The 23651-nt window shown below is 39.7% G+C and carries 19 protein-coding genes; 18 read left to right on the top strand and 1 reads right to left on the bottom strand.

Translation table 11 applies throughout. The annotated features are described in order from the left end of the window. The first annotated feature begins 431 nt into the window (after positions 1-431). Both BM146_RS03810 and BM146_RS03805 read left to right on the top strand, forming a co-directional pair. Complete coding sequence (locus BM146_RS03810; protein ID WP_330391723.1) at positions 432-1013, top strand: NUDIX hydrolase; 582 nt, start codon at positions 432-434, stop codon at positions 1011-1013. Positions 1014-1242: 229 nt separating this feature from the next. After that, the gene (locus BM146_RS03805) at positions 1243-2223 is read left to right on the top strand and encodes a hypothetical protein (protein ID WP_143087415.1); all 981 of its coding nucleotides are present in this window, start codon (positions 1243-1245) and stop codon (positions 2221-2223) included. A 19-nt stretch (positions 2224-2242) separates the two neighbouring features. Here the strand turns inward: BM146_RS03805 and BM146_RS03800 are convergent, their stop codons facing one another. Further along, positions 2243-2440 (bottom strand): hypothetical protein, encoded by a 198-nt coding sequence (locus tag BM146_RS03800; protein ID WP_074884578.1) that lies wholly within the window; start codon positions 2438-2440, stop codon positions 2243-2245. A gap of 143 nt (positions 2441-2583) precedes the next feature. On the opposite strand from BM146_RS03800, the gene BM146_RS03795 reads away from it, so the two are divergent. The 16 genes from BM146_RS03795 to BM146_RS03720 all read left to right on the top strand — a co-directional run bounded on the left by BM146_RS03795 (position 2584) and on the right by BM146_RS03720 (position 23585). Further along, positions 2584-3078 (top strand): Abi family protein, encoded by a 495-nt coding sequence (locus BM146_RS03795; protein WP_074884575.1) that lies wholly within the window; start codon positions 2584-2586, stop codon positions 3076-3078. Between the two features lie 422 nt (positions 3079-3500). Next, positions 3501-3764 (top strand): 30S ribosomal protein S20, encoded by a 264-nt coding sequence (gene rpsT / locus BM146_RS03790; protein WP_074884572.1) that lies wholly within the window; start codon positions 3501-3503, stop codon positions 3762-3764. 351 nt (positions 3765-4115) lie between these two features. Continuing rightward, positions 4116-5924, top strand: a complete 1809-nt coding sequence (gene lepA / locus BM146_RS03785) for a translation elongation factor 4 (protein ID WP_074884569.1) — start codon at positions 4116-4118, stop codon at positions 5922-5924. After that, entirely contained in the window at positions 5866-7092 is a 1227-nt protein-coding gene (gene hemW / locus BM146_RS03780; protein WP_330391722.1) for a radical SAM family heme chaperone HemW, read from the top strand. The genes lepA and hemW overlap by 59 nt, the downstream gene beginning before the upstream one ends. 27 nt (positions 7093-7119) lie before the next feature. After that, a complete protein-coding gene (yfbR, locus tag BM146_RS03775; RefSeq protein WP_074884566.1) occupies positions 7120-7713 on the top strand; it encodes a 5'-deoxynucleotidase in 594 nt (197 codons plus the stop codon). Between the two features lie 204 nt (positions 7714-7917). Beyond that, positions 7918-8979 carry a type IV pilus twitching motility protein PilT gene (locus BM146_RS03770; RefSeq protein ID WP_074884563.1) on the top strand — a complete coding sequence of 354 codons (1062 nt, stop codon included), beginning with the start codon at positions 7918-7920 and terminating at the stop codon, positions 8977-8979. A 265-nt stretch (positions 8980-9244) separates the two neighbouring features. Further along, the gene (locus tag BM146_RS03765) at positions 9245-10816 is read left to right on the top strand and encodes a YifB family Mg chelatase-like AAA ATPase (RefSeq protein WP_074884560.1); all 1572 of its coding nucleotides are present in this window, start codon (positions 9245-9247) and stop codon (positions 10814-10816) included. Next, the gene (gene dprA, locus BM146_RS03760) at positions 10813-11997 is read left to right on the top strand and encodes a DNA-processing protein DprA (protein WP_074884557.1); all 1185 of its coding nucleotides are present in this window, start codon (positions 10813-10815) and stop codon (positions 11995-11997) included. Before BM146_RS03765 ends, dprA begins: the two co-directional genes overlap by 4 nt. Positions 11998-12215: 218 nt before the next feature. Then, positions 12216-13556 carry an extracellular solute-binding protein gene (locus BM146_RS03755; protein ID WP_074884553.1) on the top strand — a complete coding sequence of 447 codons (1341 nt, stop codon included), beginning with the start codon at positions 12216-12218 and terminating at the stop codon, positions 13554-13556. A 106-nt stretch (positions 13557-13662) separates the two neighbouring features. Continuing rightward, positions 13663-15060 (top strand): carbohydrate ABC transporter permease, encoded by a 1398-nt coding sequence (locus tag BM146_RS03750; RefSeq protein WP_074884550.1) that lies wholly within the window; start codon positions 13663-13665, stop codon positions 15058-15060. After that, complete coding sequence (locus BM146_RS03745; RefSeq protein ID WP_074884546.1) at positions 15060-15923, top strand: sugar ABC transporter permease; 864 nt, start codon at positions 15060-15062, stop codon at positions 15921-15923. Before BM146_RS03750 ends, BM146_RS03745 begins: the two co-directional genes overlap by 1 nt. A gap of 198 nt (positions 15924-16121) precedes the next feature. Continuing rightward, positions 16122-17120 carry a LacI family DNA-binding transcriptional regulator gene (locus BM146_RS03740; RefSeq protein ID WP_074884544.1) on the top strand — a complete coding sequence of 333 codons (999 nt, stop codon included), beginning with the start codon at positions 16122-16124 and terminating at the stop codon, positions 17118-17120. 16 nt (positions 17121-17136) lie between these two features. Then, complete coding sequence (locus BM146_RS03735) at positions 17137-19317, top strand: beta-galactosidase (protein WP_074884541.1); 2181 nt, start codon at positions 17137-17139, stop codon at positions 19315-19317. Between the two features lie 77 nt (positions 19318-19394). Beyond that, on the top strand, positions 19395-19655 hold the full coding sequence (locus BM146_RS03730; RefSeq protein ID WP_074884538.1) for a hypothetical protein: 261 nt from the start codon (positions 19395-19397) through the stop codon (positions 19653-19655). A gap of 19 nt (positions 19656-19674) precedes the next feature. Beyond that, positions 19675-21627 (top strand): EAL domain-containing protein, encoded by a 1953-nt coding sequence (locus tag BM146_RS03725; protein ID WP_074884535.1) that lies wholly within the window; start codon positions 19675-19677, stop codon positions 21625-21627. Continuing rightward, positions 21627-23585, top strand: coding sequence for an EAL domain-containing protein (locus tag BM146_RS03720; RefSeq protein WP_074884532.1), 1959 nt, complete (start codon positions 21627-21629; stop codon positions 23583-23585). The genes BM146_RS03725 and BM146_RS03720 overlap by 1 nt, the downstream gene beginning before the upstream one ends. Positions 23586-23651 lie beyond the last annotated feature (66 nt).

Genomic DNA, 23651 nt, shown 5'->3' with positions numbered 1-23651 from the left:
AAACGTAAGTATGTACTGTGGGCTATCGCAGGAATTTACGACTGTGGAGTGTACAAGAACTTGTGAGTAGCGTATTGCTTGCAATCGCCAAAGCATACACGTTGAAGCAGTAAGAAGTATCCGTGAGGACTTCAATTTCTCGATGTGTTAAGTATATTTAAACACATTTTGAGTGGCAGATAGTAATGCTTGATAATATCGAAGTTTTCACACAGAGCAGCATAAGGATAAAGAGCAGTCAAGGAACGATTTACCTGGATCCATGCTTACCAGGCCTCCAAAAGAGGTGGGCATCTTTATTGTGAGATGCTTGGAAACGGAAGAGTAGCTATAAATGGTGAAGCAGCACTTGTGGCTGTTTCAGAGATAGTAGCGGAACATTGATCTGGAAGATAAAACAGAAAAATCAATTGGCGCTCAATTGCGTCTCAATGACAGAACAGGAAATTAGTAATACAATGGAAATTTTTGATATAACTGATGACAATGGGATTCCCACAGGGAAGACTATCACAAGGAGTGAAGCCCATGATAAGGGAATTCCTCACAGGACAGCACATATATGGATTGTGAAGAGAGATGGTGATAGTTATCAGGTCCTTCTTCAGAAAAGGAGTGCTGAAAAAGAGTCATTTCCCGGAATGTTTGACACTTCTTCCGCAGGGCATATCCAGGCAGGCGATGATCCGCTGGAATCTGCACAGAGAGAATTATTTGAGGAACTGGGGATAAGAGCTAATGAAGGAGATCTTTCTTTTGCGGGAAAATTCCATATCAAATATGAGATGGAGTTCCATGGAAAGATGTTCAGGGACAATGAAGTGGCTTTTGTCTATGTGTATGAGAAACCTGTTGATATCAGCAGCCTTGTTCTGCAGAAAGAAGAAGTTGATGAAGTCAGGTGGTTTGATATAAAGGAAGTTCATGAAGGATGCCTGCACAGAGATGGAACATTCTGTGTGCCGACAGAGGGGCTTGAGCTGGTAATGGACTATCTGAATTATGCTCCATGATGCTGATATTAGGGATAGTGAACGGAAAAGTACCTGGATAATATATAAAGCCGGAGCAAAAAGCTTCGGCTTTGTTTTAGGGAGGACTCTCCGGAGTTTGGCCGGAGAGGTGTTATGAAAAAGAAATTTTTGTTTGTGGGGTATCAGGAGGTTTTGTGTTCCTCTTGATGTATTTATAATACTGAGAGAACTTTAAGCCAAATTAAAAACGTTGTTAATAAAATGTAAAATGAAAATGAACATATCAGATTTGAAATTAAAAGAATTGATACCATCTGTCTGTACCGTATTATTGGTAGCATTGATGACTCTTTCTTCAGAAATGCTTCATGAGAAAGAGATAATCTTTCCTGAGATAACAGCTCTTGCAGTTGGTTATATGATGGCTCCGAAAAGAAGTTGGAAAGTTAATGGAAGGCGCATGCTCATGTTGATCACAAGCTGCGCTTTGGCAGGAGTAGGCATAGTAAGATATTCAGGACTGGGGGTCTATACCGAGATGATGATAGCATTTTCTCTGGCACAGATACTGTTCATGTACTCAGGAACAACATTTGCACCTTTTGTATCTGCAATAGTACTGCCGGTGATGTTGCAAACAGAAAGCTTAATATATCCGGCTGCGGCATTTGTACTTACGCTTCTTGTTATTCTTTTCCATAAATGGTTTCTTGTTAATGGACTGAGGGAGGATGATGAGTATGTGCCGGTCATGCTTAATTCAAAGGACGACTGGATCGATGCGGTGCTAAGGATTATTTGCGTTGCTGTAATTGCTTTTGCCGCTATTAAATCCGGGTTCAAATTTATAGTGGCTCCGCCTTTGTTAGTAGCGTTTACAGAGTTCTCACGGCCACGGAACAAAACAAGAAATAAGCCAGTAAAAACGATTGCGGTGATCACATTGTGCTCTGTCATAGGGGCATTATCAAGATATATGCTTTCTGTAAAGATGGAGATGCCGCTGACAGTTTCAGCTATTGCTGCCACCTGCATTATGCTGGCTGTCATATATTTTTCCGGGATGTATATGCCACCGGTGGGTGCAATAACTATGCTTGCAATGATAATTCCGGAAGAATCAATTTTTTCATACCCTGTTCAGATATTTGTTGGATCCTGCCTGATAGTGCTTCTTTCAAGAATCCTGTTCATGAAAAGACAGGATAGGAAGATGTATGATAAAGAACATGAGCTTGAAGCTATATAAAAAGCAGGAGAGCTGAGATTCAGTTCTCCTGTTTTGCGTAGTAGTTGTTCATTGCATACTCAAAGTGTTCTTCAAACTTTTGGATAGCCTCTTTTCCTATATCAGAATTTGGCTCCATCATGTCGAAAGCATGATACATTCCATCATAAATATCTATGCTGGCTTTCATGCAGAGTGCAGCACATAATCCACCACCGGCACTTTCTCCGCCGACCATGATCTTTTCATTTAGCGGACGTCGTTAAAAACAAAAAAATCTATTGAAAAATAGCCCTATTTTGTTATAATAAAGTCAACAGGAGCTCCCACACCTCTCACTGAAGTGTCCAATGGGGGCACATTTTTATTTTAGGGGTAAATATGCAGCTTAAGAAGTCTAAGACGTATAAAGAACAGGTTGAGATACTTAAGAAAAAAGGCCTGGTTGTCAGAAATGATGGCGACGTTGTTAATTTTCTCAATCATGTAAATTATTACAGATTCTCTGGATATTTCCTTCCATTTATTTCCAAGTCAGATAAAAAGTTTCATGACAAGACGAGTTTTGAGAAGCTCAAGAACATATATTATTTTGATTCTGAGCTCAGAAAACTGCTTATGGGAACAATCGACGAGGTGGAAATATACCTTAAGTCACAGATATCTTATTATCATTCACAGAAGTATGGGGCTGAAGGATATACAAATGGGGTGAATTACAATGCAAAGCATAATCATAGTGCATTTATGCAGCGAGTTGCGGCATGTATAGCAGAGAATCAGAGAACACTTGTTGTAAAACACCACATGAATAACTATGGTGGGCATTTTCCTATATCCCTACTCGAAGGTTATTCGCTCAATTATATATGCTGAAGCTAATGTATCCGGATCAGAAGAGGTGGAATGATAACTTTGTAAAACCTCTGTCAAAGCTTATGAGAAAGTATAAAGATGACATAGATAAGGCGCATATTGATTTCCCTTATAAGTGGAAATCAATGCTGACGTATAAATAGGAAGTACATTAAGAAGGAAGTTTTATAAGCTTGTTAATGTCGTTCATCAGGACGGTACAAGAGAAGGAGTTTCCATTATCCATGACTCTAAAGGAAAAGACAAAGCTGAGTATCCAATTGAAGTCAATTATACAAGGATATTTGAAGCTAAAAATATGTTGACAGTTTGCGATATTTCATCTAATATATTCTAGAGTATGTGACAAAAGGCTTTCCGTGTCTAGCCTTAGTCATTATCATCACTAAAAATACAAATAGTTATAATATTCGGAGGTAATTATGGCAAATATTAAATCCGCCAAGAAGAGAGTTTTAGTTAATAAGAAAAAGGCTGAGAGAAATCAGATCATCAAATCAGCTGTAAAGACAGAGATCAAGAAGGTTCGTGCTGCTATCGAAGCTGGCAACAAGGACGAGGCTGCTAAGGCACTTCTTTGTGCTACATCTGCAATTGACAAGGCTGAGTCAAAGGGTGTATTCAAGAAGAACACAGCATCAAGAAAAGTTTCTCGTCTTGCTCAGGCTGTAAACAAGATGGCTTAATCTTTTTTATAATGATATATAAATCAAAACCACGTGTCTTCTCACCGACATGTGGTTTTTTTGATATAGGAAATTTCTCCGAAATTCCTATATCATAAAAAACGCTCCGCTATGGATGCGCACTCGCGCAATAGGTAAATGTTGCATAAATGCAACCGCGCTCGGCGCGAGCATGTTGCAAGCAACATGCTTTCTTGTTTAAGAAAATGCTTTAATTCCCAAGGCTTGAGATTTTGGGCTTTAAGAGTTTTTTCGGGGGCTGAATTGTGGTATATTATGATGACAGGGTCAAATAGGGGCAAAATTTACTTTGGCCCTTTCATTATCTAATTTTAGAAAGAGGATTTTTACGTGGATCAGAGTAAGATTAGGAATTTTTGCATAGTAGCACATATAGACCATGGCAAGTCAACTCTTGCTGACAGAATGATTGAGAAAACGGGCGTTCTTACAAGCAGAGAGATGCAGAATCAGGTCCTTGATAATATGGATATAGAGCGTGAGAGAGGAATTACTATTAAGTCTCAGGCTGTAAGAATGGTTTATAAAGCAAAAGATGGTGAGGAATATATCTTTAACATGATAGACACTCCGGGGCATGTAGACTTTGGATATGAAGTATCCAGAAGTCTTGCAGCCTGTGATGGTGCTATCCTGGTTGTTGATGCAACACAGGGAGTTGAGGCCCAGACACTTGCCAACGTGTATATGGCTCTTGACCATGACCTGGATGTTTTCCCTGTTATTAATAAAATTGACCTTCCCAGTGCTCAGCCACAGGAGGTTAAGGACGAGATAGAGGATGTTATTGGAATTGAGGCGCAGGATGCACCTCTTATTTCAGCTAAAAATGGAATTGGTATAGAGGATGTTTTAGAAGCAGTTGTCCACAAAATTCCAGCTCCTAATGGCGATTTTACAAAGCCTTTGACAGCACTTATTTTTGACAGTATCTATGACTCTTACAGGGGAGTTATTGTATTTGTTCGTGTAAGGGATGGTGTTATCAAAAAAGGTATGAAAGTGAAATTTATGGCAACAGGAGCTGAGGCCGATGTCGTAGAAGTAGGATATTTTGGTCCCGGAAGATTTATTGCCAGCGATGAACTTACTGCCGGAGATGTAGGTTACTTTACAGCATCCATCAAGAATATTCAGGATACTCGAGTAGGTGATACAGTTACTGATTCTGCCAATCCATGTGCAGAGGCACTTCCCGGATACAAGAAGGTTATGCCTATGGTATATTGTGGACTTTATCCTGCAGATTCTGCGCATTACTCAGACCTTCGTGATGCCCTTGAAAAGCTTCAGCTCAACGACGCATCTCTTTTCTATGAACCTGAAACATCTCAGGCGCTTGGATTTGGTTTTAGAGCAGGATTTTTAGGACTTCTTCATCTTGAAGTTATTCAGGAAAGACTTGAAAGAGAGTACGATTTGAATCTTGTAACTACAGCCCCTGGCGTTGTCTATAAGGTTCATAAGACAGACGGAACAGTATTTGACCTAACTAATCCTACTAATCTACCTGATCCATCTGAAATAGAATATATGGAAGAGCCTATTGTAAATGGCGAGATTATGGTTACGACAGATTATGTTGGTGCAATCATGCAGCTTTGCCAGGAAAGACGAGGTAAGTACATCAGCACCGACTATATCGAACAGACAAGGGCAATCCTTAAGTATGAGCTTCCTCTTAATGAGATCATCTATGATTTCTTTGATGCACTTAAGTCAAGATCCAGAGGATATGCATCTTTTGACTATGAACTTAAGGGCTATGAGCGGTCTGAACTTGTTAAGCTTGATATTTTGATCAACAGAGAAGAGGTCGATGCACTTTCATTTATCGTTCACAAAGACGGAGCGTATGAGAGAGGCCGTAAGATGTGCGAGAAGCTTAAAGATGAGATTCCAAGGCATATGTTTGAAATACCTATTCAGGCAGCTGTTGGTGGAAAGATAATCGCAAGAGAAACGGTTAAGGCTTATCGTAAAGATGTCCTTGCCAAGTGCTATGGCGGTGATATAACACGTAAAAAGAAACTTCTTGAGAAACAGAAGGAAGGAAAAAGAAAAATGCGCCAGATCGGTAATGTTGAAGTGCCGCAGGCAGCGTTCCTATCTGTTCTTAAGCTTGATAATACCGATTAAGATGAAAAGTATTCTATCACTATATGTTCATATTCCTTTTTGTGTAAAAAAGTGTTTGTATTGCGACTTCTTGTCTTTTCCTGCTAGTGGGGAGATGATAAAGAGTTACTTTGAAGCACTTAGAAGAGAAATTGCTATTTCTTCACAGAAATATGTGGATTATGATGTTAAATCCATATTTTTTGGTGGAGGGACACCCTCATTTGTTCATTCGCAAGAAATATATGATACGCTCCGGATCATTATAAAGAGCTTTAATGTGACTGAAGGTGCAGAAATAAGCATTGAAGCTAATCCTGCTTCAGCTATGAGGGAAAAGCTCTTTTTATATAGAGAGGCCGGATTTAACAGACTGAGCATCGGAGCACAGTCTCTGAATGACGAGGAACTTAAGAAAATCGGAAGAGTTCATGACAGCAGGATGTTTTATGAAACCTATGAAAATGCAAGAAGTGCAGGGTTTGAAAATATCAATATAGATATCATGAGTGCGCTTCCTGACCAGAGCCTTGGATCGTACCTTGATACAGTTAAAAAAGTGATCGGTTTAAAGCCTGAGCATATTTCGGCCTACAGTCTGATAGTAGAAGAGGGAACCCCTTTTTATAATATGGATCTGAACCTGCCGTCAGAAGAGCTGGACAGGGAAATGTACCATGAGACAAAGAACCTTTTGGCAAAAAGTGGTTATCACAGATATGAGATTTCTAACTATGCTTCAACTGCAGAGACAGAGTGCTTTCACAACAAGGTTTACTGGAGACGAGGCAACTACCTGGGGCTAGGGCTTGGGGCTTCATCTATGGTAAAAAACACCAGGTGGAGTAATATTACTGACATGAAGCAGTATAAAAAAGCCTTTGAGAGTGCTGTTGTTCTGGAACATAAGGAGAATGTGCAGGTACTATCTAAACAGGAGCAGATGGAAGAGTTCATGTTCCTGGGACTAAGGCTTGTTGAAGGCGTGGAACTTAAGAAATTCCAAGAGCTTTTTGAGTGCGATATTTTTGATGTGTACTCAGAAACAATTGATAAGTACACTCAAATGGGGCTGTTGGAAATTTATGATCATAAAAATGGCGATGGCAGCAAGGAAAAGTGGCTCCATCTTACTGACAGAGGACTTGATGTAAGTAACACTGTTATGGCAGATTTTTTGTTGACTTAAAACTATTTGTTTGTGGGAGGACATGGGGTGAATTATAATTTTTTTGCACTTATTTCCAGAATGAAATACATTGACAGATGGGCACTCATGCGAAATACAAGGGCAGAGAATCTCTGTGAGCATTCAATGGAGGTTGCGATTATAGCGCATGCTCTTTGCACCATTGGAAATGTGCGGTATGGAAAACATCTAGACGCTGATAAGGCTGCGCTTATAGGCCTTTATCACGATGCTTCCGAAATCATTACCGGCGATATGCCCACACCTGTGAAATATTTTAATGCGGATCTTAAAGCTGCATATAAGCAGGTGGAGACCATTGCAGATAATAAGCTTTTGGAAAAGCTGCCTGAGGATTTAAGGCCTGCGTATGAAGAGATTTTTAGGCCTTGTGATGATGAGAACGAAGTTTATATGAGGAAGCTTGTGAAGGCAGCAGATAAGCTTTCTGCCCTCATTAAGTGCATAAATGAGCTGAATGCAGGTAACAGCGAGTTTAGGACTGCAAAAGAGAGTACAGGTAAATCCATCAGAGGTTTATATCAGGAACTTCCTGAAGTTTTAGATTTTGTGAATGAGTTTTTGACTTCTTATGGAAGCACTTTGGATGAGCTCACATGACATGCACATTAATTGTTTTTTTTAGTATGACATCTTGAACTAAATTCCAGAAATCCGCATATACTGCGGATTTCGTGAGAATATGAGTGAAGAGTCAACCAAGTCGATTTAAATCGGCTTGGTTGATGCATTCTTGAATTGTTGATTCAAGAATGTATAATCAGATTCATAATTAAAGACATAACAGTATGAGGGATTATTTATATGTCAAAAATAGAAGATATCTTAAGAGAAGCAAAAGAAAAGGGAGCATCAGATGTACACATAACAGTTGGTCTTCCTCCTAAAATGCGACTTAACGGTAAACTTATCGCAATGGACAATTACGATAAGATGATGCCTGTAGATACTAAGCTTATTGCTGACGAAGTAATGAATGACAAGCAAAAAGAAAAGCTTGAAGAAAACGGTCAGCACGATATGTCTTTTTCAATACCGGGGATAGGACGTTACCGCCTGAATATTTTTAAACAGCGTGGTTCCATAGCTATGGCTTTTAGAGTTGTTGCAACACAAATTCCAACAGCAGAGAGCCTTGGCATACCGGAAACGGTGGTAGATCTTTACCAAAAACAAAGAGGCCTTGTTCTTGTAACAGGACCAACAGGAAGTGGTAAATCCACAACCCTTGCTTCTATCATCGACATGATCAACAATAACAGAGAGGCACACGTTATCACGCTTGAGGATCCTATCGAGTTTACCTATCAGCACAGAATGTCAATTGTAAACCAGAGAGAAATCGGAACTGATTCGAACAGCTATGCCAACGCACTTAGGGCAGCTCTTCGAGAAGATCCTGATGTAATACTTGTGGGAGAGATGCGCGATCTTGAGACCATAAGTACTGCTATAACTGCAGCGGAGACAGGACATCTTGTTCTTTCTACAGTACATACAATAGGTGCGTCCAATACTGTTGACAGGCTCATAGATGTATTTCCTTCTCATCAGCAGCAACAGATACGTATTCAGCTGGCAGGAGTATTGGAAGCTGTTATTTCCCAGCAGCTCATTCCTACAACTGATGGCGTTTCCCGTGCAGCAGCTTTTGAAGTTCTTCACGTAAACAGCGCTGTCAGAAATCTCATCCGTGAAGGAAAGTCTCATCAGCTCATAACCTACATGCAGACATACCGCAAGCAGGGCATGATGACCATGGATGACGCCATTCTTGAACTCTACCGCGCTCAAAAGATATCTCGTGAAAGCGCCCTTCAGTTCGCTCAGGACCCTGACACCATGCAGAACAAAATGCTAAGGTAAGCAAGTCACTACAGCACCAGTGAGAGTATTTTGCCGTAAGCTTTGTGCTTATGTCAAAATACTCTCACTTTTCATATGCGCAATAACTTGGAAATTTGATACCAATTAATTACCAAGTTATTGCGCATAAATATTTGGCTTGCGAAAGTGGAGCTTTTGTTGTATATTATGCAAGTTGGTTTAAATTGTTAATGCTCATTAGAGGTTTGCAAAGTTCTTTTGCAGACTGATTACCCATATTTAATTTGATATTGAGAGGAAGTTTATGTTTAGTACAGTTACTTCGGGAGCTGTCAGGGGCATTTTATCTTACCTTATTGAGGTTGAGGTGGATGTTTCGACGGGACTCCCCGGTTTTAGTATGGTTGGCTTTATGAGCAGCGATGTAAGAGAGGCTGGTGACAGAGTTAAGGTGGCTCTTAAAAATGCAGGAGTTAAGATACCGCCTTCTAAGATCACGGTCAACTTGTCACCTGCAGACATTAGGAAAGAAGGCATAGTGTTGGATCTTCCTATGGCTATTGCGATATTGATTGCCATGGGTGAACTGGAAGAAAAATGTGTTAAGGATATGGTTGTTTTAGGAGAACTTGGCCTTGATGGAGAAGTTAAGCCTGTAAAGGGAATCCTTCCTGTTGTTGCAAAGGCCAAAGATATGGGAATAAATACAGTTCTTTTACCTAAAGATAATGCAATGGAGGGAGCAGTTGTCGATAATATCAGAATCGTAGGTGTCGGTTCCCTTCAGGAAGCAATTTGCTATCTGGCAGCATCTGAAGGTGATAGAAATAGCCTCATAAAGCCTACGACTGTGGATGTCAGAGAGATATTTGAACGGGATTCTAATAGAGAAGCTGACCTCGATTTTGCGGATATCAATGGTCAGGCTGCGGTTAAAAGAGCTGTAGAGGTTGCGGCAGCAGGTTTTCACCATTTGCTCCTTGTTGGACCGCCGGGGTCGGGAAAAAGTATGGTTGCAAAAAGAATTCCTTCAATCATGCCAAAGCTTTCTTTGGAAGAGAGCCTTGAAGTATCAACAATCTATTCAGTTGCCGGCGAACTTAAGGAGAATCAGGCACTTATAACCAGAAGACCTTTTATGAGCCCACACCATTCCATTACTGAAACTGCACTTACAGGTGGTGGAAATGTGCCGCGTCCAGGCGTAATCTCTTTAGCTCACAGAGGAGTGCTTTTTCTTGATGAGATGGCAGAATTTCCGAGAGTTAAGCTTGATATGCTGCGTCAGCCAATGGAGGATAAATTCATTCATATAGCAAGGAGCAGAGGAACATTTTCCTATCCTGCTGATTTCCAATTAGTCGGGGCTCTAAACCCTTGTCCTTGTGGCTATTATCCTGACAGAAATAAGTGTAAATGCACATCTAATGAGATCAAAAGATATCTTGGCCATATTTCAGGGCCAATTCTTGACAGAATCGATATCTGTGTAGAAGCACCAAGAGTAGATATATCAGAGTTTTCACAAAAATCCAGAAGTTTAAATGAATCAAGTGAGACAATAAGGCAAAGAGTAATGGCAGCCAGAAAGAGGCAGGAAGAGCGTTTTAAAGGGACAAATCTTAAGTTCAATTCTGACATGTCGCCCAATGACATTAAAAAATACTGTTCTCTTGGAAATATTGAACAGGCATATCTTGAAAGTGTCTTTTCAAGGATGGAGCTAAGTGCCAGAGCCTATCATAAGATTCTTAGAATTGCCAGGACTATTGCAGACCTTGAAGAGAGCGAAAAAATAACAAAGCTTCACATAATGGAGGCAATCAGCTATCGAATGACAGATGGGAAATACTGGAGTCAGAGGGAGGAAAAATGACAGAAAATAGATATGCCCATTTTTTATATAATATTCCGGGTTTGGGAAATAGAGGAATTTACAGCATTTTGGAGAGCAATGTCAGTTGTGAAGATATTTTTAAAATGGATGAAAAGAGCTTAGGTATACTCATAAAAGAAAAGACATCAAAAGTGAAAATAGCAAAGGAAGTTATTGAGAGAAGAAAATTTTGGAACTTTGAAGAAGAGGAGAAAAAACTAAAAGATAAGGGTATAAGGTTTATCTCTGTATTTTCTGATGAATTTCCAGAGAAATTAAAAAATATTCCGGATCCGCCTTTTGGCATCTATGTCAAAGGAAATCTTCCGAACTCAGAGCTTCCTTCAGTAGCGATTGTAGGAGCACGCATGTGCTCTGATTATGGGAGATTTATGTCAAGAGAATTCGGCAAAGGCCTAGCTCTTGCAGGAGTTCAGGTTATAAGCGGAATGGCTAGGGGAGTAGATGGCATAAGTCAGAAGGCGGCAATAGAGGCGGGAGGAAGCTCGTTTGGAATCCTGGGGTGTGGTGTAGACATATGTTACCCTGCAGAGAACAGGGATGTATATAGCAGTATAAGCGTAAGTGGTGGCCTGATTTCGGAATATCATCCCGGCACCGAACCAAAGCCAAATCTTTTTCCTATGCGAAATCGGATAATAAGTGCACTTGCCGACATTGTGCTTGTGGTAGAAGCAAGGCAAAAGTCCGGAACACAGATAACTGTAGATCAGGCTTTGGAACAGGGAAAAGAGGTTTTGGCAGTTCCGGGGAGAGTTACTGACAGATTAAGTGATGGTTGTAACTTTCTAATCAGCCAGGGAGCGGGAGTTGCTCTTTCTGTGGAAGATGTGTTGGATAGGCTTTGGAGTGGTGGAGTCCCCGGCAAATATGATGATAAAGCAAAAACAAAAGCAAACAGCAACGATTGTGTTGAAATGTTGGAAAAAACTCAGAACAATACAGAGGAATGCTTTGACTTGGAAGAACCTGGATCAATAGATGATGAGATTGTAGGTGTGGTAGATATTATTCCTGTTTCAGCTTCATCAATCATGGAAAGGCTATATGAAAAAGGAATTACCACTAGTGTTTCTGAACTAATGGGGAAACTAATGGACCTGACGTATAAAGGCCGGATTATTCAAGATGGTGTCTATTACAGGAAACGAGCGAGATGAGGGACTGTGATACCGATTGCGCAAAACGTTTCCGGCAACGATGCCGAAAACGTTTCCGACAAAAAAGTCAATGTGCAAACTGTATAAAACTATATACGTTTTATCATAAAAAATGCTTTATTGACAAAAAACTGCACAAGACCTAAACTTTTTTACAGAGCAACCGATTGCGCTCTGATGCGCAATAAGGAATGATACGAAAAAACGGAGGGATTAAAATGAAAAAGAAATTGGTTTCTGTTTTATTGTCAGCTGCAATGGGTGCAACACTCCTTGCAGGATGTGGACAGCAGGCTGCTGAGACTGCAACCGAAACAGCTCAGGATACAGCCGAGACTGTAACTGAAGCAGCTCAGGAGGCAACTGAAGCTCCTGCTGAAGTGGCTGAAGCAACAGAAGAAATCACAGATTACGGCACAGGCGAGGTTAAGGTTTGGGTTGCTGATGCTGTAGTTGATTTTACAAATCAGCAGATTGCTAAATTCCAGGAAGCACATCCTGAAATGTCAGGTTACACATTCACAGTTGAGGCAACTGGTGAAGGTGATGCTGCCGGAAACATGATTACAGACGTTGAGGCTGGTGCTGATGTATATGTATTTGCACAGGATCAGATCGCAAGACTTGTTTCTGCAGGTGCTCTTGAAGAAGTTGAGCCAGCTAACGCAGAGATGGTTAAGGCTCAGAACGATGCAGGTGCTGTTGGCGCTGCTACAGTAGGTAACACACTTTATGCTTATCCTCTTACATCTGATAACGGATATTTCCTTTACTATGATAAGAGCGTTGTAACAGATCCTTCATCTCTTGAAAAGATTGTTGCAGATTGCGAAGCAGCAGGAAAGAACTTCTACTTCGAAATCAATTCAGGATGGTATCAGACAGCATTCTTCTTTGGAACAGGTGCACAGCTTACTTATGACACAGATGATGCCGGTAACTTCACAAAGTGCAATTCAACATATGCAAGTGATGCAGGTGTAGTTGCTCTTAAAGAGATCATTGAGCTTGCTCAGTCAAAGTCATTCCAGAATGGTTCATCAGTTTCTAACGCTACAAACTGCGCAGCAATTGTTGATGGAACATGGGATTCAGAAGCAGCTAAGGCAATGTTTGGCGATAACTATGCATGTGCTAAGCTTCCTTCATTCGAAGGTTCTGATGGAAAGACATATCAGATGAGCGGATTTGGTGGATTCAAGCTTCTTGGTGTTAAGCCTCAGGAAGATGAGCTTAAGCTTGCTGTATGTGATGCTCTTGCTGCATATCTTTCAAGTGAAGAAGTTCAGCTTGCAAGATTTGAAGCAGTAGGCTGGGGCCCTTCAAACTTAAATGCACAGCAGTCAGATGCTGTTAAGGCTGACGAAGCACTTTCAGCTCTTGCTGATCAGCTTCAGTATACAATTCCTCAGGGTCAGTATCCTGGTGATTACTGGTCACTTGCTACATCACTTGGTGATTCTGTAATTTCTGGTGAAATTGCAGCAACTGCAAGCGATGAGGATATATTGAAGGCTCTTACAGATTTCCAGGCAACTTGCGAAAGCTATGCAAAATAATTAGCTGATAATTGTATTAAGGCTAAGATTTCAAGGCTCGGAATACCTATTATTCCGAGCCTATATTTTGAGTAGAACACTAATAGTTAAGAAGGGAGGTCCAGGCATGGCAGGAAGTACTGGAAAAACGAAAACTAAAAAAATAAGCTCTGGTCTTGAAACTGTTAAGCAGGTATTTAAGAATATCGGGGTGACATTTGTTGAGGGGGATTTTAAAACTAAAGTATCATATTTGATTTTTGGTTTTGGTCCATTACTTAGAGGACAAATTCTTATAGGAGCAGTACTTCTTTTACTGGAAGTTCTATTTTTCTGGTATATGACCGGATTTGGCTGGCAGTACCTTTCTAAGATTTCAACCCTTGGAACAGTAGCAACTCAGAAAGTGGGAAGAAAGACTGTTTATGGTGATAACAGTTTCCTTATTCTGCTGTTTGGTGTATTGAGCGCATTCGCAGTAGTTGCATTTTTTGTAGTATGGTACTTAAACATCAGAGAAAACAGAAAAGAAGAGATGCTGCTTAAAAACGGAAAAAAGCTTCCTTCAAATAAGGAGACATTCTTATCTCTTTTCGATAAAAACTTTGATAAGACACTTCTTTTTTTACCTGTTACAGGAATATTTGTATTCACAGTTTTACCTATCGTTTTCATGATTTGTGTCGCTTTTACAAATTATGATGCAAATCATCAGGCGCCATCCAATCTTTTTACATGGGTTGGACTTGAAAATTTTAAAAACCTTGTTTCATTCGGAACAGAAGGCTTTGGCCCCACATTTATACAGGTCCTTCTGTGGACACTTGTGTGGGCTTTTCTTGCTACATTTATAGACTATTTCCTTGGTCTTGGAGTAGCAATTCTTATTAACAAAAAAGGAGTAAGATTCAAAAAGCTCTGGAGAACCATCCTGGTTATGACAATTGCGGTTCCTCAGTTCGTATCGCTCCTTTATATCATGAAAATGTTCGCAAATGACGGACTTATCAATGGGTACCTTATAAAGTGGGGAATCATTAAAACTGCTATTCCTTTCTGGACGGATCCCTTACTTGCCAAGATAACGATCATTGTTGTCAATATCTGGATTGGTATTCCATATCTTATGTTGATTGCAACAGGACTGCTCATGAACATCCCTGAAGATCTTTATGAGAGCGCCAGAATTGATGGCGCCAACGGATGGCAGATGTTTAAGAGCATCACCCTTCCATATATGTTATTTGTTACAGGACCATTTATCCTGACTCAGTTTACCGGTAACCTCAATAACTTTAATGTTATATACCTTTTGACGCAGGGTAAACCTCAGTCAATGAATCTTGCCGGAAATGCCGGAAACACAGACCTTTTGGTAACGTGGCTTTACAAGATGACTGTAAATGACACTAACTACAAGATGGCAGCAGTAATAGGTATCATGGTATTTATTGTCACCGCTATATTTGCACTTGGTGTATATGGCCTGCTTCCATCAGTAAAGGATGAGGAGGGCTTCCAATAATGAATAAATCATATAAAACAAAAAGAGCAATAGGAAATGTGATTGCATACATTGTTCTTATACTTATCAGTATAATTTGGCTGTTCCCTTTTGTGGGACTTGTTCTTCAGAGCTTTAGATCATACGCAACAGAATATGGAGGAATGGTTGATTACCTTCTTCCCAAAGCTTTTTCACTTGATAATTACAAGTTTTTGTTTTCGGGTGAGACCAACTATGTAAGATGGTATGGCAACACTCTCATAGTTGCGTTCTTTGTTACTGCTTTCCAGACCGTCATCATCCTCTGTGTAAGCTATGCACTTTCAAGAATGAGATTTGCCGGAAGAGAACTTCTTATGCGTTTTTGGCTTATTTTAGGTCTTTTCCCCGGATTCCTTACTATGATCTGCCTGTACTTCCTGTTGAAACAGTTTGGACTTACTCAGGCAGGCGCTATCCCGGGTCTTATCCTTGTATCAGTAGCAAGTTCAGGTATGGGATACTACGTATGTAAGGGATACTTTGACACAATTCCCAAGGCTCTTGATGAAGCTGCAAGAATAGATGGCGCTACCAGAGCAAGAATATTTTTTACAATGATCATTCCTATGTCAAAGCCTATAATCATCTACACTGCACTTGTTGCCTTCATGGCACCATGGTGTGACTACGTATTTGCTTCTTATGTTGCTTTTGGTCACGATCAAAGTTACAATGTAGCAGTTGCCATGACCAGATGGGTGTGGACTAATGACTATCAGGGTTACTTTACAAGGTTCTGTGCAGGCGGCGTTTTAATCGCCATTCCTGTTACATTACTGTTCATGTTCCTTCAGAAATACTACGTTGAAGGTGTAACCGGCGGCGCGGTGAAAGGCTGAGAACACTTGGCGAGGTTTTTTCGAGCCTAGTGTGAACGTGTTAAGGCTCACATGCTTGCATGTGAGAGCTTAACTTCCTTGTGAAAAAACATGTGTAGAAGAAATCGTGTTCTGGCGAGCGAAGCGAGAGCAGAACTTCCTTGTGAAAAACCCACGCAGAATAAAGAATTCTGGCGAGCGAAGCGAGAAAAGAGTGTTATGAATAATCCAAAACTCACAATTGATGATGTTGCCAAAGCTCTTGGCATTTCCAAGACCACTGTTTCAAGGGCTATTTCCGGAAAAGGCAGGGTCGGGAATTCCACCAGGATCAAAGTAATGGAATATATTGAAAAGCATAATTTCAGGCCAAATGTCATGGCCAGAGCTTTGGCTCAGCAGAGAACATTTAATATAGGTGTAGTCTGGCCGGATGACTACAACGCTGTCGACCTGCCGTTCTTTCAGAGATGCATGGTTGGAATGAGCGAGATAACTTCATCCTATGGTTATGATATTGTGGTTTCACTTATTGCAGGTGATGATATTTCAGGCCTTAGGCGAGTGGTTGAAAATCATAAGGTGGATGGCATCATTCTTACGAGAACGCTGGTAAATGATAAACCCGCTGCTTACTTAAAGGAGTGCGGAATTCCCTTCGTGGCTATAGGCAGTTCAATGGATTCTGAGATAATTTGCGTTGACAATGCCAATTTTGAGGCGTGCAAAGAGCTTACTTCGGTACTCATTGCTAAAGGCTTAAAGAGACTTGCGCTTATTGGCGGCTCAACCGAGCACGTTATCACAAGAACCAGACATAATGGCTTTGTAGCTGCTTTTGTTGATGCCGGACTTGAGATGGATCCTGCACTTGTTTATCTTGATGTTGAAAAAACAACTAAAGTGGACGGGATTTTAAAAGAATTAATGAAAAAGAACATAGATGGAGTTATTTGTATGGACGACAATCTTGCAGGAGAGGTTATTGCAAGGTGCAGGGAAGAGCATATTCTTGTTCCGGAAAAGCTTAAAGTTGCTTCTTTTTACAACAGCTCCATTTTGGAAAGTTCAGTTCCTTCAGTTACGTCGCTTAATTTTGACGATAGAAATCTTGGAGCAACGGCGGCCAAAAAGCTGCTTGAGCTCATAGACGGACAGGATGTTTCAAATACTGTCCTTACCAACTACGAAGTAATACTCAAAGAAAGTACTAAATAAGAAACGGGGAGTTTTTATGAAAATATTGTCAGATTCAAAGGTTGGATTCGACCCGATCAGTCTGATTGTTGATGGGAAGAGAGTATTCCCTATGATGGGAGAGATGCACTTTAGCAGATATCCCCATCAGTACTGGGAAGAAGAACTCTGCAAGATGAAAGCGGGAGGAATTGATATAGTTTCTCTCTACGTCATCTGGATCCACCATGAGGAAATCCATGGCGATTTTGATTTTAGCGGAGACAGAAATTTAAGACTGTTTTTGGAAACAGTTAAAAAATGTGGCTTATATGCAATATTGAGAATTGGTCCATGGGCACATGGAGAGGCAAGAAACGGTGGATTTCCTGACTGGCTTTTAAAAGATTCAGTGGATAATGGCTACGAAGTCAGGACTGATGCGCCACGCTATCTTGAACATGTAAGAAAGTTCTATGAAAAGACATTTGAACAGGCGAAAGGTCTTTTGATAAAGGACGATGGTCCCGTGATCGGAGTGCAGATTGAAAACGAATACGGGCACTGCGGTGGAAAAAATGGCGAAGAGGGCGAGCAGCACATGAGAACTCTTCTGGCCATGGCAAAAGAGATTGGCTTTGAAGTGCCAATCTACACAGCTACAGGCTGGGGCGGTGCCGTCACCGGCGGAATGATCCCTGTTATGGGCGGTTACTGCGAGGCTCCATGGGATCAGAGAACTACTGAGATTGAGCCAAGCGGTAATTACATTTTTACCAGAGAAAGAAATGATCACAATATTGGCTCAGATCATGGCCTGGGTGATGGAATTACATTTGACATGAACAAGTTCCCTTTCCTTACTGCTGAACTTGGCGGAGGACTTCAGGTTACAAAACACAGAAGACCAATAGCGACAGGACTTGATACAGCAGCTATGACCATGACAAAACTTGGCAGTGGAGCCAATCTTTTAGGCTATTACATGTACCATGGCGGAACCAATCCTGAAGGAAAACTGACTACGCTTCAGGAGACAAAGGAGACAGGATATCCTAATGATCTTCCTGTTTTGTCTTACGATTTTAATGCTCCTCTTCGTGAATATGGACAGATGGAGGATACTTACAGACAGGTCAGACTTTTGGCGAATTTCATTCACGATTTTGGAAGTGACCTTTGCGACATGATTTATGTTGAGCAACCGGGAAATCCTTTAAAACCTGATAATTTTGAAGATATTAGAAGCGCAGTGAGATGCAAGGACAGAATTCTCTTTGATGGTGAGACAGTAAAATCCGGTTATCTTTTCGTTAATAATTATCAGCGCAGATATAAAATGGCAGAGCATAAGAATGTTGAACTGAGAGCTTATGATACTGACGGAAAGAGTATTCTTGCCGAATTTGAAAAAATAGATGTTGAGGATGGAGACTTTTTCTTCTATCCGTTTAACATGCCTGTTGGAAAAAAAGCTGTAATTACTATTGATGCAACTCCTGTTTGTCAGGTTGCTGATTTTGATGGTAAGGGACATGTGGCTTATATTTTCTATAAAGATTCAGAAAAAGAGCCGTCTTTAACAGTAAAAGGGGAACTTGATGGTCATAAGGTGATTGTTATTACCAGAGATGAAGCTGTTCATGGGTCTAAAGTTGTAAAGAACGGAAAAGAGCATTTTATTATAAGCAATGGTGATGTTGTGACAAAAGCTGACGGAAAGCCGGAACTATATTTTGAAGTGTCAGAAAATGAAACTAAACACGCTGTGTTTAAGGCTTTTCCTGAACTTCTTGATACACCTGATGGATTTGAAGTGCTAAAGAAAGATGATGACTCTTTTACTGTTTATAAGAGCCAAAACAGCCATGAAAACAGAGCAGAAGCTTTTTGGTCTACGGATGAGTGTTCTGATAAGCTTAATGTTTCAATAAAAGTTTCTAACATGCCTTCTGACAGAAATGAGATGTTTATGAGCATAGACTATGAAGGGGATACTGCTGAAATGTATTTTGATGGCAGGATGATTGCCGATAGCTTCTATACAGGACAAAAATGGGAAGTTGGACTTAAACGTTTTTGCGGTAATGAATGCGAAGCCTTTTGCTGTGACATAAATATTCAGTCTTTAAAAGAAAATACAAAATTATATCTTCAGAAATGGCCCGAAATGACAGATGGAAAGGCATGCAGAGTAAATGATATACATTTGATAGCGCAATTTAAAATTGAAATTTAAAAATATGTGTTAAAATAGTGTTATCGGGGTTATAAAATTCCGATAACACTTTTTTGTTTTTTACTTATGGTGATTGTATGTCTGAAGAAGAAATGAGAATGACTTACTCTGCAATTGTTACCGGAAAAGATAACAAGAAAATTGTAAGGGTTTCTTTTGAACGAAACGGAAAAAATGGTAAAGAGATTGCAGAAGGTGTTATTCCTGGTGGAAAGATAGTTAAAAATAATGGGTATTCTCCGGACGAAATAGCAGGTCTTGAGGTATACCTTAGAGCAAATGCGGATGATATTATTTCAAAAGCAAAGGTTATCAGCAATCCGCTTAAATGGTTATAAACAAAGCTGGAGTTTGCAGATGCAATATAATATATATTTTGATATTTGCGCATTATTCATACTAATTACAATTGCTGTAACCTCTATGTCCAGAAGAGGTGTGCCTTCTTATCGACAGAGAGCTTACAGTGCGCTTTATTTTGCAATTTTTATGGCAACCTTGTGTGAAAGAATAGAAACTTATCTTCAGATGCATCCCTTTATTTTTTCGGAATACAGTATTCTTGAAAAAATATCTGGAAGCGCGTTTTTCTTTTTTCATCTGGGCTCAGCTGTTTTTTATCTCTTATATATCATGTCAGTACTGGATATTTATGTACCTATTACCACGTGGAAAGGGTTTTGGTTTCTGTGGTTTGGGTATATTATCTGCGCTGTTCTTTTGGTGATTAACTGGTTTGTTCCCATTATGTTCAGTTACTCTGTTGATGGTATTTATCACAGAGGAAAGTATTTGTTCCTGTTTTATATCATTGCGACATATTATCTGGCTGTCAGCCTTGTGCTGCTTCTAAAGTACAATAATCTCATGCGAAGAAAGACCAAGGTTGTAGTGGCTTCGTATGTTTTGTTTGTATTGGTTGGAATTCTGATACAGTATTTTTACCCGACTCTGCTAATTGAGAATTTTTGTAATACTATCAGTGTTACATTTATCTATATTACTCTTCAAAATCCAAGTGAAATGGTTGATGAAGTGCTGGATATCCTAAATAAAAAGGCATTTCTTGAAGGGAATGACCTTAAGACAAAAAGAAAAGCAGAGCATTATACAATTTTTCTTACAATAAGCAACGTTCGAGCCCTTAGTGATGAAATAGGATATGGAAAGGGGCAGGATGCGCTTAAAACCATTGCGAAGTATTTAAAGAGTGTAGGCCAGAAGGAACTTCACCTTATTACTTATGCTTACAGATATTCCGAGTATGTATTTGCATTGACTGTTCATACAGATGACGCCGAGAAAGCCAAAGCTTTGATGTATAAGATTTCTTTCAGAATGCGTGAGCCTTGGAACGTTGGCAACATGAAGCTGAAAGTTGATGGACATCTGTTTTTACTTCATTATCCAAAACATTATGAGACTACAGCGGATCTGATAAATAAGATTGAAATGATGGTTAATAATGTGGCTGATGATCATGAACTTATCATAGATGTTGATAAGGTTGATTTTGATGAGATCAAAAGGCAAAGCGACTATGATAATCTGGCGAGGATGAATATTGATAACAAAATGGCAACTATAAAGTTCCAGCCGTTTTTGTCTAAAATCTATAAGATCAATTACTGTGCAGATGTTTTTTGCTTCCTCCATGATATGTCCGGAAACGAAATTGATATGAGAGGAAAATTTCCTGATATAAGAGTTACCCAGGCACTTATGGATATGGACGAGTTTGTTTTCAGAAGGGCTTGCAGAGCACTTTCGTTTTGGAATGCAGGCGACAAAAATGGCAAATACAGGGCTGTTGTTTCCATGTCACAGGGTGAAATATCCAGAAATGATTTCATTAAGCGTATCAAGAAAATACTTAGAGAAGAAAATGCAATGGCCACATGGGTCAGCATTAAACTTACTGAGACAACGATTTCTACCATGAATTCGGTTGCAGAAAGAAATATAAAGATGTTAGGAGATATAAAGAGTTCAATCATTGTTGATAAGTTTGGAAGTGGCTATGGAGATCTTAACAGGGTGCTGTCGCTTCCGGTATCACAGATCAACATAGACAGCTCTATACTTCGTTCTGCCATGGAGTCTGAAAAGATGATGCTGGTTGCACAGGGAATTGTGAATCTTTTTCATGATATCAGTATATTTGTCTGCGCTACTGATATTGAGAATGAGATGGACAAAAAAATGGCAGAGGACCTCGGATGTGATTATCTCATAGGAGATTACATGGGTGTACCTATGAAAGACAGTTCCTACGTAAAGTTTATTGATGCATATTTTGAGGAAAACTGATGATGAATTTATTAACAAATCCACAAAACTACGAAATATGCTTTGCATTATGCTCTATGGTGGTTCTTTTTATTACTGTTTTTGTGCATGTATTCGGAGAACATTATTACAGCAGGCAAAATGACATATTTGGAGGGCTGCTTTTTAATGCTTTTTGCATGAGCCTGTTGGGCCTCATACACAAAGTATGGATACAGTCTGATTTTGCCAAAATGTCTCTTGGTTACCAAACGGTCTGTGTGCTGGTAATGCTTGAGAAACTATGCATTTATACAATGCCGTTTTTGTCTGTTCTCTATGGACTTGCCATTTTTCGAATTGAAATACAAGGCTTTGTAAAAAAGACTGTTTTTGTGCTTCCGACGCTTTGTTCTTTTTTATTTATCTTTAGTAGTATATTTACTGATTTCTTTTATAGGTTCGATGAAAATGCGGATACCAGATATATATATCCTCAGGGCGTAATAATATATCTGAGTGTATGGGTTTACTTGATTTTTGCAGCTTACCTTATCATTAAGTACAAAAAATCTTTTAGCAGTGAAAAACAGGTAGCTCTGGTGGTCTACTATTTACTTATGGCAGCAGGCATTCCCATAAGGATACTGACAAGATCCAGCTCTATATTTGAATTTTCAGTATCGATAGCTCTTTTGCTGTGTGTTTACACATTCCAAAATCCCAGTGAATTTGTAGATCTGACTTCAGGGGCAGGAACTAAGAAAGCTCTTGAGTTCACGATTTCTACGAATCTGTTGCAGAAAAAGACATTTTCGCTCTTGGGAGTGTATGTGGATAAACTCGATGTGTTTCTTAGCGAAGAATCAGTTGAAACATCATCTGAACTCCTTAGACAGATATCAGACTATCTAAAGAAATTGTGCCCTGACGGAAGTCTTTTTTACCCATTTGACAGCACATTTATCCTGCTGATCCCGGATGCAGATCCGGATGATGCTGTAATTAAAAAAACTGCAGAGCAGATTAAGATAAGGTTTAAAGACCAATGGATTTTAAAAAATAATGAAGTTAAGCTTTTTCAGAGTCCATGCGCTCTGGGATTTCCAAGTGAAGCAGACTCCCTTGAAAGGTTTAATGAGATATGGAGTGTTATGCAAAAAGCACTTCTTAGGCATAACAGGGATGTTTTAAGGTTGTCAGAACTGAATCTTAAATATGTTGAACATGATAAGAAGATTGATGGAATAGTCAAAAGGGCTCTCGAAGACGGGCTTTTGGATGTCTATTATCAGCCGATTTTTTCTCCTTCAGATGGGAAATTTACATCCTGCGAAGCGCTCGTGCGTCTAAAGGATCCTAAACTTGGATTTATTTCGCCTGCAGTATTCATGCCGGTTGCTGAGAGAAACGGAAGTGTTCTTGAAATTGACCGCTATGTGCTTGAGAACGTCTGTGAGATGATTTCCTCAACGGGAATCACGGACTACGGAATAGAATATGTGGAGGTTAATCTGTCTATAGTTGATTGCATTCAGACTAATCTGGCAGAAAATATACTTGGCACATTGAAAAAATACAATGTTGATTCCAAACATATAAATCTTGAGATAACTGAGACCTGGGAAAAAGATATCACCGATGTTATGGATATGAATCTTGGCAAACTTCTTAAGGCCGGGATTACTTTTTCCATGGATGATTTTGGAACCGGATATTCCAATCTTTCAAGAATGGCCTTGCTTCCACTAAAGCTTTTTAAACTTGATAAGAGTATTGTTCAATCAGCACTTGATTCAGAGACATCATATATGGTCATGTTAAACATGATAAAGATCATTAAGTCTTTGGGAAAAGAAATTGTGGCTGAAGGCGTTGAAACTGCAGAGCAGGCTAAGCAGATAATCAGGCTTGGCTGTGATCATGTTCAGGGGTTCTTTTATGCAAGGCCAATGCCCAGAGAAAGCTTTATACAGTTTATAAAAGAGCACAATTCTTAAAGCCATTGCAAAGAAAATGTGGTAAGTGTAAAATATTTCGTGTTTATTATTATTTCAAGGATTAAG

The sequence above is a fragment of the Butyrivibrio proteoclasticus genome (genome assembly GCF_900115735.1).
Lineage (GTDB): Bacteria > Bacillota > Clostridia > Lachnospirales > Lachnospiraceae > Butyrivibrio > Butyrivibrio proteoclasticus_B.
The sequence above is the reverse complement of the archived record's forward strand: the minus strand, read 5'-3'. Positions and strand labels throughout refer to the sequence as shown.